The organism is Microbulbifer echini, assembly GCF_041447225.1.
GTDB lineage: Bacteria > Pseudomonadota > Gammaproteobacteria > Pseudomonadales > Cellvibrionaceae > Microbulbifer > Microbulbifer echini.
In genome coordinates this window covers 13,828-25,675 of record NZ_JBGMEL010000015.1, presented here as the reverse complement: position 1 = coordinate 25,675, position 11,848 = coordinate 13,828, and the positions used below count along the sequence as shown (strand labels likewise).

General features: G+C 53.3%; 9 protein-coding genes. 5 read left to right on the top strand and 4 right to left on the bottom strand.

Going from position 1 to position 11,848, the window contains the following annotated elements:
- Positions 1-6: 6 nt before the first annotated feature.
- On the top strand, positions 7-459 hold the full coding sequence (locus tag ACCI51_RS14680) for a type IV pilin protein (protein WP_371844278.1): 453 nt from the start codon (positions 7-9) through the stop codon (positions 457-459).
- Here the strand turns inward: ACCI51_RS14680 and ACCI51_RS14675 are convergent, their stop codons facing one another.
- The 3 genes from ACCI51_RS14675 to ACCI51_RS14665 all read right to left on the bottom strand — a co-directional run bounded on the left by ACCI51_RS14675 (position 460) and on the right by ACCI51_RS14665 (position 4,240).
- Complete coding sequence (locus ACCI51_RS14675; RefSeq protein WP_371844277.1) at positions 460-1,035, bottom strand: GspH/FimT family pseudopilin; 576 nt, start codon at positions 1,033-1,035, stop codon at positions 460-462. It abuts the gene before it with no gap.
- A gap of 88 nt (positions 1,036-1,123) precedes the next feature.
- Positions 1,124-2,530: a sigma-54-dependent transcriptional regulator gene (locus ACCI51_RS14670; protein ID WP_371844318.1), complete on the bottom strand. Its 1,407-nt coding sequence runs from the start codon at positions 2,528-2,530 to the stop codon at positions 1,124-1,126.
- Between the two features lie 129 nt (positions 2,531-2,659).
- Positions 2,660-4,240 carry an ATP-binding protein gene (locus tag ACCI51_RS14665; RefSeq protein WP_371844276.1) on the bottom strand — a complete coding sequence of 527 codons (1,581 nt, stop codon included), beginning with the start codon at positions 4,238-4,240 and terminating at the stop codon, positions 2,660-2,662.
- A 90-nt stretch (positions 4,241-4,330) separates the two neighbouring features.
- Between ACCI51_RS14665 and ACCI51_RS14660 the strand changes: the two genes are divergently transcribed.
- Complete coding sequence (locus tag ACCI51_RS14660; RefSeq protein WP_299584266.1) at positions 4,331-5,959, top strand: NAD+ synthase; 1,629 nt, start codon at positions 4,331-4,333, stop codon at positions 5,957-5,959.
- Between the two features lie 57 nt (positions 5,960-6,016).
- Here ACCI51_RS14660 and ACCI51_RS14655 read toward each other — a convergent pair whose 3' ends face one another.
- Complete coding sequence (locus ACCI51_RS14655; RefSeq protein ID WP_299584269.1) at positions 6,017-6,949, bottom strand: outer membrane protein assembly factor BamD; 933 nt, start codon at positions 6,947-6,949, stop codon at positions 6,017-6,019.
- A 118-nt stretch (positions 6,950-7,067) separates the two neighbouring features.
- Here ACCI51_RS14655 and rluD point away from each other — a divergent pair, with 118 nt between their 5' ends.
- From rluD to clpB, 3 genes are all read left to right on the top strand, one after another.
- Positions 7,068-8,024, top strand: a complete 957-nt coding sequence (gene rluD, locus ACCI51_RS14650; RefSeq protein ID WP_371844275.1) for a 23S rRNA pseudouridine(1911/1915/1917) synthase RluD — start codon at positions 7,068-7,070, stop codon at positions 8,022-8,024.
- A gap of 82 nt (positions 8,025-8,106) precedes the next feature.
- Positions 8,107-8,895, top strand: coding sequence for a peptidoglycan editing factor PgeF (gene pgeF / locus ACCI51_RS14645; RefSeq protein ID WP_371844273.1), 789 nt, complete (start codon positions 8,107-8,109; stop codon positions 8,893-8,895).
- A 317-nt stretch (positions 8,896-9,212) separates the two neighbouring features.
- Positions 9,213-11,816, top strand: a complete 2,604-nt coding sequence (clpB, locus tag ACCI51_RS14640) for an ATP-dependent chaperone ClpB (RefSeq protein WP_299584279.1) — start codon at positions 9,213-9,215, stop codon at positions 11,814-11,816.
- Positions 11,817-11,848: the final 32 nt, after the last annotated feature.

Genomic DNA, 11,848 nt, shown 5'->3' with positions numbered 1-11,848 from the left:
GAATATATGAAAAAACAAATCGGTTTTACTCTTATTGAATTGATGATTGCTGTCGCAATTGTCGGTATCCTAGCCGGAATCGCCTGGCCTGCTTATCAAGAAAATGTGCGGACTGCCAGCAGGGCAGATGCACAAGGGGCCCTGATGGGGCTTGCCCAGGCAATGGAGAAACATTTTACTGAATATGGCACCTATGAAGGTGCGGCATCAGGAGGGGGAGATACCGGTATACCAGATATTTTCCCTTCATCTTCTCCGCTGGATGGGGGAGTAAAAAAATATAACCTTAGGATTACCGCTGCAACTCAGGCTACCTATACTCTTAGAGCTACGCCTATTAATAGTCAGATCGGAAATGGCATAGTGGAGCTTCGCTCAAGTGGGGCTCGTGGGTGGGATCGCGATAATGATAGTAGCATCGATGACCCGAAAGATATGTGCTGGAATAAAAGTTGTTGATTAGCTGGATTGGTGTTTTGGGCAAACTAGATCTTCCCCACTTCCATTTTCTACAATTCCATTGCCATTTTTGTCTTTTGCATAATAGGGGCGTCCAATAGCATTAAGAATTATTATCCAGCCATATTTTGCCTCGCCTGTCGCGGGGCAATAGGAAAAATTGCCACTTTGGGATGGAGTTTTCCCATCTGGCTTAAATGTAATAGAGCCCTTATTGTTAAATGCCATCCACCTAAGAGAGGCATTACTCTTTAAGCTTTCTAGTTTTCGCTCAATTCTTTCACCAGAATCTAACTCACCATCTTTATCCATATCTGCGAATAATAGGGCACCTCTAGACCAGTTGTCGGCACAAACGTCATTCTGCCCTTGCGGGCACAAAGTGTAATGAAGGTTTTCATTATACGCTTTAGTACGCATCAACATTAGCAGTCCAAACAATTCTTGTTGCTTCACTTTACTTTGATAACGCTTTATAAAATCAATAAAAGAGGGGAGCGCTAGTGTGATAACAAGCGCCAGTATAGTGATGCTGATCAGTAACTCTATGAGGGTAAATCCCGTTACTCTCTTCACGGTGCAAACTCCTCGGTTGTGAGTTTGCACTAGCATACTGCTACCCTTCTAAAAGCCAATCACGGGCGATTACGGTACGATCGTTTTATTAGGTCTCCAGCCCCAATTTTTTCAATCGGTAACGCAGAGAACGAAAGCTAATCCCCAGTTTTTGAGCCGCAGCGGTGCGGTTCCAGCGGGTTTTGGTGAGGGCGCTTTCTATTGCCTCTTTTTCGATATCCTGTAGAAACGCATCCAGGGAGTTGTACTGGCTGGGATCAAAGCGGTTGGTATCTTCTAGCTGGTTTTGTGATAAGGGATCCGTTATTGCCGTGGTGGCTAAAGCCTGTCTATCCTGCTGTTGTTCATCTCTTTCCAGCAAAAGGTCTTCACAACAAATTTCCTGTTGATCGCACAGAGTGAAAGCGCGCTCCAGGATATTTTCTAGTTGACGCACATTACCGGGGAAAGGATAGTTTTGCAGAGCTGCCTGGGCATCTGTGGATATTTTGGGTGGTGTGACGCCTGAGTTATTAGCTATGCGTTGCATAATCGCATTGATCAGCAGGGGGATGTCTTCGCTGCGCTCGCGCAGGGGCGGCGTTGAGATTTCGATGACATTGATGCGGTAGTAGAGGTCGCTGCGAAAGCGGCCTTCATGGACTTCCTTGGCCAGATCTTTGTGCGTTGCACTAAGAATACGCACATCAATGGGTATCTCCTGGCTTGCGCCGATAGGCCGAATTCGTTTTTCTTGTATGGCACGTAAGAGTTTTACCTGCATATCGAGAGGCAGGTCGGCCACTTCGTCGAGAAACAGGGTGCCGCCCTGGGCACTTTGTAGTAAGCCGGCTTGATCTTTGTGTGCGCCGGTAAAACTGCCTTTTTTGTGCCCGAAAAATTCACTTTCCATGAGCTCTGCGGGGATGGCGCCACAATTGATGGGCACAAAAGGTTTATCTGCACGAGCCCCCTGGCTGTGGATAGCGCGAGCGGCCAGCTCCTTGCCGGAACCCGATTCACCACTGATATAGACCGGGGCATCACTGCGTGCGACCTTGCGGATTTGTTCGCGCAGCTTGTGCATATTATGTGCTTCGCCCAAAAGCAGCTGCTCAGAGTTTTTTCTCTGTTGGGGATCGCGGTCACGGTTTAGGCGCAGGGCTAGCTGGGCGAGGTTGCGCAGCCGCTCCAGGTCTACGGGCTTGCTAACAAAATCGAAGGCGCCGAGTTTCAAGGCTTTAATGGCGGTATCCATATTGCCGTGGGCGGTGATTACCGCGACGGGTAGATCCCGGTGGATACCGCTACCGATATGCTCCACCAACTGCAGACCATCGCCATCGGGGAGGCGTAAGTCTGTGAGGCAGAAATCATAGCGATTTTCTGTGAGCAGGCGCTTCGCCTCTGCGAGGTTGGCGGCGGTGTGGCAGTCCACATCCATGCGCTGCAGAGTGAGAGTGATTAGTTTGCAGATATCTGGTTCGTCGTCGACAACCAGGGCCAGAGGTAGCATCAATTCTCTGTCTTTTCTTGTTGTTGAGATTATGGGCAAGAGTGCCGTTTTTGATTATGTCAGAAATTCTTTACGAATAATCCACTACATTTTGGGAAAAATTCCTGAGCAGAATCAAGTCACACCGTTTTAGTGCGCGAATTCAACCCGGAAGCAGCTCCTGTCGTCGTCGCTGCGACAGTGGTAGATGTTCGCTTTGTTGGTTTCACAGAGCTCACGGGCAATATATAAGCCGAGGCCACTGCCCTTATTACCGGTGGTAAAGAAGGGTTCAAAAACCTTATTGCGATTCTTCTGTGGAACCCCTGGGCCTTGGTCTTTCACATCCAGTTGGATACAGCCTCGCACTGGATTGTAGTACACACTGATTTCGGCCTGTCGCTTACCGGTGGCGGTCTGTGAGTGATGTAAAGCGTTGTCAGTGAGGTTAGTCACAACCTGAGCCATTTGTGCGGCGTCAAACTTGGCACTAACAGGTTGTTTCGGTAAGTCGAGTTCAACACGGTCCGACTGGTCGGAGCCGGCGTTGTAGTCCTGGATCAGCTGCTGCAGCCAGCCACTCAAGTCGTGTTCCTGGGGATTTCCCGCTTGGCGGCGGGATAGCTGCATTACGTTTTCAATAATCTGGTTTACCCGCTGGCTCTGCCTACAGATGATATCGGTAAGATGATGATCCTCTTCTTGCAGTTGAGAAGACTCGGATAATAGCTGTGCGGCGTGGCTGATGGCGGATAGTGGGTTGCGGATTTCATGGGCGATTGATGCCGTGAGATGCCCGAGAGAGGCGAGCTTTAATTTCTGTGCGGCCTCGGCCAGCGTGCGATTATCTTCCACAAACACCAGGGTACTACTACCGCTTTCATGCTCAAGCTTGGCAAAGTTGAGGTGCAGCTCGCTACCATTTTCTGCTTGCAGAAGGGGAGTACCTGGCCCCCCATTGTTGCGCCATTGGCGAATCGATCGGCGTAAGTCACTCCCGGCTTTGCTATCGGTGTGTAGCTGCTCCCCCAGAAGTCGTCGGGCTGCCTGATTGATCAGCTCCGGTTGACTACTAGGGCCCACTACTAATACCCCGGTACCCATACGTTCGATAATTTGTTGAGCTAACCGCTGAAGGTGTGCCGCCTGTCGGCTCTGCTGGTCAGCGCGCAAATTGGCGCTGCGGATGCGAGCTGATAGGTATTGCAATGCACTCACTGTGGCAAACAGCAATAGGCCCAGGCCACCGGCGGCGACAATGTCTTGGGAAGTCCCCTGACCCGAAATCAAGTTGTACAACTGCAGGCCGATTACTCCGATACTGGCCAGGGCCGCGAAGAAGGCACTCATACGTCGGTCTAAGAGTATGGAGCCGATAGAGCAGTTAATGAGTAATAGGTAGCCGAGCCCGGAATTCAGACCGCCACTGGATTCAATTAACAGGAGAAAAACTAAAATATCGCAGGCCAGGATAATACCGATCTGACCCGTGCCCACTTGGTAGGCCTGCTGGCGTAAGAAAATAAGCCAGCCAAAATTAAGGATGGAATACACCACAATCGTGTATAGAAATAATGCGGGGGCGTAATCTCCCAGGGCACCGGCGCCGATATCCGAATAGAAAACGCCCAATAACACCAAGGCGATAGACAGTCGATAAATTGCGCAGATTCGCAATAGTTCGTGGTGCTGGAAAGAGGGGTGGGTATTGATATCGTTGGGGCTACTCAAGGTGGATTCCCGGTTTGTTGTTGTGGCGGGCCGCTGCCGATAGTATCCGCACAGGTTACAATGGCGGCCTGTCTTGTCCGAGGTTTAACAATGTCTACTTTGCAGCTAGTACTGGCACAAATCAATTCTCTCGTGGGAGATATTCCGGGGAATACCGCCACTGTTATTGAGCTGGCTAACCGAGCTCATCGCGAGCTGGGTGCCGATCTGGTCCTGTTCCCCGAGTTGACTTTGTGCGGCTACTCTCCGGAGGATTTGCTACTGCGTCCAAGCATGCAGACCCGTATTGAAGCGGCGTTGGAGGCGCTAAAAGCAGTTCAGTTGCCCTGCGCAATTCTGGTCGGATATCCTCGCCAGCGTGATGGTAAGTTGTTCAATATGGCGGGCCTGATTGTCGGTGGCGAGTTGGTTGCTGAGTACGCGAAGCAGAAACTGCCGAACTATCAGGTCTTCGATGAGAAGCGCTATTTCACCAAAGGGACACAACCCTGCGTAGTGGAGATCAAGGGCATTCCCGTCGGGGTCAGTATTTGTGAGGATATCTGGCACCCAGAACCCCTGCAGGCGGCCGTTGAAGCCGGGGCCAAATTGATACTGAATATCAATGCCTCTCCCTTCCACCGGGGTAAGGCCGAACAGCGCCAAGCGTTATTGCTACGGCAGGCACGTGCCGTGCAAACACCCATTGTGTATGTGAACTGGTGTGGTGGTCAGGATGAGTTGGTTTTCGATGGCGGTTCCATGGCGGTGGATGCCCAGGGACAGGTGTGTGCCAGGGCGGAGGAATTTGCGGAGCAGCTGCTACCGGTATCGGTTTCCCGACAGAGTGGCGGAGTAACCCTTTTGCCAGGCGAGGTGGCGCCTCCCCTGGAAGACCTTGCTGCGGTTTACCAGGCGCTGGTATTGGGAGTACGGGACTACGTCAATAAGAATGGTTTTAACGGCGTTGTACTCGGGCTTTCCGGAGGGATTGATTCGGCGTTGACCCTGGCGATTGCGGTAGATGCCCTGGGTAAGGATCGGGTGGAGGCGGTGATGATGCCTTTCCGCTACACCTCGGATCTGAGTAAGAATGATGCCGCCGATCAGGCTCAACGCCTTGGGGTTGAATATCGGGAAATTGGTATCGAGCCGGTTTTTGATGCCTTTATGGGGGCGCTGGCAGAGGAGTTTGCCGGCAGGGACAGGGATACGACTGAGGAAAACCTACAGGCGCGCTCTCGCGGTGTCCTACTGATGGCGATTTCTAACAAGAAGGGCGCCATGGTACTGACCACCGGTAACAAGAGCGAAATGGCGGTGGGCTACGCTACTTTATACGGCGATATGGTGGGCGGCTTTAATGCGTTGAAGGATGTCCCCAAGGTGCTGGTGTTTGAGTTGGCTCGCTACCGCAATACGGTATCGGCTGTGATACCTGAGACCGTGATTACTCGGCCACCCAGTGCTGAGCTGGCGCCGGACCAAGCAGATACCGATAGCTTGCCACCCTACGAAGTTTTAGACGGGATTCTGCACCTCTACGTTGACTGGGACTACAGTGCGGAGCAGATTATCAGTCGGGGCTTTGAACGTAGTGTGGTGGAGCGGATTGTGCGCCTGGTGTCGCGCAATGAGTATAAGCGCCGCCAGGCCGCTGTTGGTGTGCGGATATCCGAGCGGGGTTTCGGGCGGGATCGGCGCTATCCGATTACTAATGGCTGGAAGGCCGGCGAATAGGTTCGTGCACAATGTAAAACGGCGCCTTTGGCGCCGTTTTACATTAAAGGTAGGAAATTACATCAGCTCCGGGGGGAGAGGAGCTTCACCGCGATTGTACTCGGGGTTGTATAGCTCGCGGCTGTCGAAGCCCTTTGGATCTGACTTCTCAAAGAGGCCAAGGGTTACTCGGTGCACCATACTGCGACCGCTAGCCCCTTTGAAAAAGGCGTAGTTGAAAGTGCCATCTTTTTTGAAGGCCGGGTGATTTGGGTAGTTATTGCGCAATACATCTAGTGCATTGGACTCCAATTCCGGCATTTCCATCAGGTGATAGCCCTGTACCATAACAGCGAGGGCATCTGGTACGGCCGGGGTTTGCTGGAAGTTTTCCACAACGTAGCGACCGCGGTTCGCTGCAGCGAGGTAGGCGCCGCGTTTAAAATAGTAGTTGGCGACGTGGATTTCGTAGCGGGCTAGCAGGTTGCGCAAGTGAATCATGCGTTTCTGGGCATCCGCAGCGTAGCGGCTCTCCGGATAGCGGGCCATCAGCTGGGAAAAGTAGGCAAAGGATTCGCGTGCCGAGCCCGGATCACGATTGGTCAGGTCGGTGGGCATAAAGCGCTCAAACAGGCCCGCGCCCTCAGTGAAAGAGGAGAGCCCTTTCATGTAATAGGCGTAATCGACGTTGCGATGTTGCGGGTGCAGGCGGATAAAACGGTCTGCGGCAGCAATGGCAGCATCGTTTTCGTAATTGCGATAATAGGCGTAGATCAGCTCCAATTGGGCCTGTTCGGCGTAGTTGCCGAAGGGGAAGTTGTCTTCCAGGGCCCGCAGGTTCTTGATCGCCAGGTCCCACTGGCTGGTGCGCAACTGCCGCTGTGCAGCTTCGTAAAAGGCCTGTTCAGTGCGGTTGCCGGTGGGCAGCCCCTCTTCTGAATCGTCGGTGTTGGCGCAGGCAACCAATATTGCGGACACCAAGGCCAGCAACAGCATTTTCCAGGCTTGCATAGCCCCTCGCTCTATCATTCTCACACTCTACCTTATTAAACTATCCACCAAGATTAATCTGGCGCTCCAGACATTTAACCACAGTCCCGGAGCTGCCCAAAGTATTTGCAATTGTTTAATGAATGACCACCTAAAACTCGATATTGAAGTTCCGGCCAATATGGCTGGTCGAAGATTAGACCAAGCAGCGGCCGAATTAATTCCCGATTATTCCCGTGCACGCCTGCAATCCTGGATCAAGGGCGGCCAGCTCACCTTAAACGGCGCTACCGCTAAGCCCAAGGATAAGCTATTTGGCGGTGAGCAGCTCAGTCTTCGCGCGGAGCTGGAGGTTCAGGGGAGCTGGATTGCTCAACCTCTGGACCTGGAAATCCTCTATGAGGATGAAAGCCTCATAGTGGTCAACAAGCCCGCTGGCTTGGTGGTCCACCCGGCTGCAGGCAATCCGGATGGCACCCTGTTAAACGGCCTGCTCCACCACTGCCCATCCCAGGAGAAAATTCCTCGCGCGGGTATTGTTCACCGCCTCGACAAGGATACCAGTGGCTTGATGGTGGTAGCTAAGACCCTGCCGGCACAAGTGCATCTCGTGGACCAGCTGAAACAGAGAACGGTCAGTCGACAGTACGATGCCCTGGTTCAAGGCTATATCACCAAGGCCGGACGCGTCGAGGCCCCTATTGGCCGGCATCGACAGAACCGCCTGAAAATGGCGGTGTTGGATTTTGGCGGCAAAGAAGCCATAACCCATTACCAGGTTCGGCAGCGTTATCGGGCCCAGACATTACTGCGCTGTAAGCTTGAAACCGGGCGCACACACCAGATACGCGTGCATATGGCCCACATTCGTCATCCTCTGGTGGGTGACCCTCTGTATGGGGGACGAGCGAAATTGCCCGCTGAGGCCACGGGGGAGCTTATCCAGGCCCTGCAGAGCTTCCCTCGCCAAGCGCTACATGCGGCTGAACTGGCCCTTATTCACCCGTCTAGTGGGGAAAAAATGCACTGGTGTGCTCCCATGCCAGCGGATATGCTGGCGCTGCTCGATCTTCTCGACAGGGATCAAGTCGAGTGATCACCGGTGGACAAAGAGCCACTTGAAGCGGCGCGGGTGTCCTGACACCCGCGCCGCAACACCTATGCAAAGCAGAAAACGCATGTCCATTGACCATTACCTGACCCCCTCTTGGCCTGCACCAGCCCGGGTGCATGCGGCAACGACCCTGCGCAGTGGCGGCGCCAGTTCCGGGCCTTTTAGTCAGTTTAATCTTGGCGCTCATGTCGGTGATGAGGAGTCAAGGGTCCAGGCCAACCGGCGACAACTGTTGGAGGAGCAGAAGCTGCCAGCAGAACCCCAGTGGCTGGAGCAGATACACAGCGACAGGGTTATCGAGGCCCAAAGCGATGGGCTGGTCCGCACAGCCGATGCCAGCTTCAGCAGCGATAGCGGGGTTGTGTGTGCGGTTCTTACCGCAGACTGCCTACCGGTGCTTCTTTGCAATAAGGCGGGGACCAAGGTGGCGGCGGCGCATGGGGGATGGCGGGGTTTGGCCGGAGGCATCCTGCGCAACACCATTGCCGAACTGGATTGCGAGCCGCAGGAACTGCTGGTTTGGCTCGGGCCTGCGATTGGCCCTGAGGCTTTTGAGACGGGGGTCGATGTTTTGGAGGTCTTCTTTGAAAATGCTCTGAGTGGCGCGCACACTGAGGCGATAGCCCAGTGTTTTCGTCCCCACAGTGAGAAACCTTTGCACTTTCTCGCCGATATCTACGCCCTGGCTCGGGCCGAGTTAGCCGAGCTCGGTGTGGAGAATATTTATGGCGGTGAGCACTGTACATTCAGCGAAAACGAGCGCTTTTTTTCCTATCGTAGGGAAAAAACCACCGGTCGTATGGCTTCACTGATTTGGTTGGCCGGTAATGAGCAAATAAGCGCCGCTGAGTGACGATTGCTGTCAATCGTTAAATCGCACTGCACTTACTATTTTGTATAGGCCATTTGTGTAATGGGATTAGGTGCGGCCCGCAGTTGGGGCTCTCTCCGCATAATTCAAGATGAGCAGGGTATTAAAGAATACCTTGATAGCGAATAGTTTCGCACGCCAGGGAATTTTGTCGGAAATTCCCACCAATTGATTTAAATCATTGAAAACCTTCCCCTCGCCCCTATTTTAATGGTCATCACTACACTGAAGGCGTGGCGCCCACAGGTTGCTATCGACGCAGTGCTACACAATATCCCCGAGTAGGAGAGGTTGCATTCATGCGTATAGACCGAATGACAAACCCGCTGCAGGCAGCTTTTGCCGATGCGCAATCACTGGCCGTTGGCAAAGACCACAATCAAATATACCCAGAACATTTGTTACTGGCGCTACTCAACCAGAACAATGGCAGCGTCCCCGCATTTTTATCCCAGGCGGGTTTTAACCTAAATGGTTTGCGCAATGATCTGGCTAAGCGACTGGATAATCTGCCCACCATCAGCTCCCCCACCGGCGATGTGGGAATGTCACAGGAGCTGATGCGCTTGATGAATCTCACCGATAAAAAAGCGCAAAAAAATGGTGATAGCTTTATCTCCAGTGAGACCGTCTTGCTTGCGGCGTTTGATTCCGCGGCGGGTGAAATTTCCAAAATACTCAACGCCAATGGCGATCTGAAACAATTAGAGGCGGCAATACAAAAAGTGCGCGGCGACGAAAAAGTTGACGATCCCAATGCGGAAGAGGCGCGCCAAGCACTGGATAAGTACACGCTGGATCTCACTGAACGTGCGATAGCCGGCAAGCTCGATCCGGTGATAGGCCGCGATGATGAAATTCGCCGTACCATCCAGGTGCTTCAGCGTCGCACCAAAAATAATCCGGTGCTGATCGGGGAACCCGGCGTAGGCAAAACAGCGATTGTCGAGGGGCTCGCCCAGCGAATCGTCAATGGCGAAGTGCCTGAAGGTCTTAAGGATAAACGCCTGCTCTCCCTAGATCTGGGGGCCCTGTTGGCGGGAGCCAAATTCCGTGGTGAGTTTGAAGAGCGCCTGAAAGCGGTGCTCAATGAACTGTCCAAGCAGGAAGGCCGGATCATTCTCTTTATTGATGAGCTGCACACCATGGTGGGCGCCGGTAAAGCGGAAGGTGCCATGGATGCCGGCAACATGCTCAAGCCAGCATTGGCGCGCGGTGAGCTGCACTGTGTCGGTGCCACTACTCTGGATGAATATCGCAAGTACATCGAAAAAGACGCGGCCCTGGAGCGTCGCTTCCAAAAAGTATTGGTGGATGAGCCCACAGAGGAAGATACCATTGCGATCTTGCGTGGATTGAAGGAGCGCTACGAGGTCCATCACGGTGTAGATATCACCGACTCGGCAATTATTGCCGCCACTAAATTGTCCCAGCGCTATATCACCGATCGCCAGCTACCCGATAAGGCCATCGACTTGATCGATGAAGCCGCCAGTCGTATCCGCATGGAAATAGATTCCAAGCCTGAGTCCATGGATAAGTTAGAGCGCCGTCTTATCCAGCTAAAAATTGAGCGGGAGGCGGTAAAAAAAGATAAGGGTGATGAGGCCACACAGAAACGATTGGCCAAGTTGGAGGAGGAAATTCACCTGCTGGAAAAAGAATATTCCGACCTCGAAGAAGTGTGGAAAGCGGAGAAATCCCAGCTCGCCGGCAGTCACGACTTAAAGGAAAAGCTGGAGCAGGCCAAACTGGATATGGAATCGGCGCGCCGTGCCGGTGACCTTACGCGCATGTCGGAGTTGCAGTACGGCGTGATTCCCCAGCTGGAACAACAGCTAAAATCTGCTGCCACTGCAGATGTCGGTGAAGAGCCGCGCCTACTGCGCAACCGTGTCACCGATGAAGAAGTGGCCGAAGTCGTTTCCCGATGGACCGGCATTCCCGTTTCCAAAATGCTGGAAGGTGAGCGGGAAAAACTGTTGCGTATGGAGGACGAGTTACACAGGCGTGTGATCGGGCAGGGTGAAGCTGTGGAAGCTGTAGCCAATGCTGTGCGTCGCTCACGCGCGGGTCTCGCCGATCCAAATCGCCCAAATGGTTCCTTCCTTTTCCTTGGGCCCACCGGGGTCGGTAAGACGGAACTGTGCAAGGCGTTGGCGCAATTTCTCTTTGACACCGAAGATGCCATGGTGCGCATCGATATGTCGGAATTTATGGAGAAACACTCGGTGGCCCGTCTGATTGGTGCCCCTCCCGGCTATGTGGGATACGAGGAGGGCGGTTACCTGACCGAAGCCGTGCGACGCAAGCCGTACTCGGTAGTCCTGCTCGATGAGGTGGAGAAGGCGCATCCGGATGTTTTCAATATTCTCCTACAAGTGCTCGACGACGGTCGTCTGACCGATGGCCAGGGGCGCACTGTGGACTTCCGCAATACCGTTGTGGTGATGACGTCGAACCTGGGCTCGGACCTGATCCAGAAGTTTGCCAGTGCCACGAATGGCGATGACCTGGATGCCGAAATTCGTTACCGCCAGATGAAAAATGCGGTAATGGAGGTCGTTGGCACCCACTTCCGTCCAGAGTTTATCAACCGTATTGATGAGGTGGTGGTGTTCCATCCGCTGGACAAGGCGGAAGTGCGTTCTATTGCAGAAATTCAATTGCGCCAGTTGTGTCGTCGCCTCAGCGAACGCGATCTGAAGCTAGAGGTCTCCGAGGCTCTGCTGGATAAGCTCGCAGAGGTGGGTTTTGACCCGGTGTACGGCGCGCGCCCCCTTAAACGCGCTATCCAGATCTGGCTGGAAAATCCGCTGGCGCAAGATGTACTCGCTGGAAAATTTACCCCCGGAACTACCATCCATGCAGATGTGGAAGGTGATCGGGCGGTATTCCGCTGAGCGATTGCTACAGTGTTGGAGTGTTACTGAAA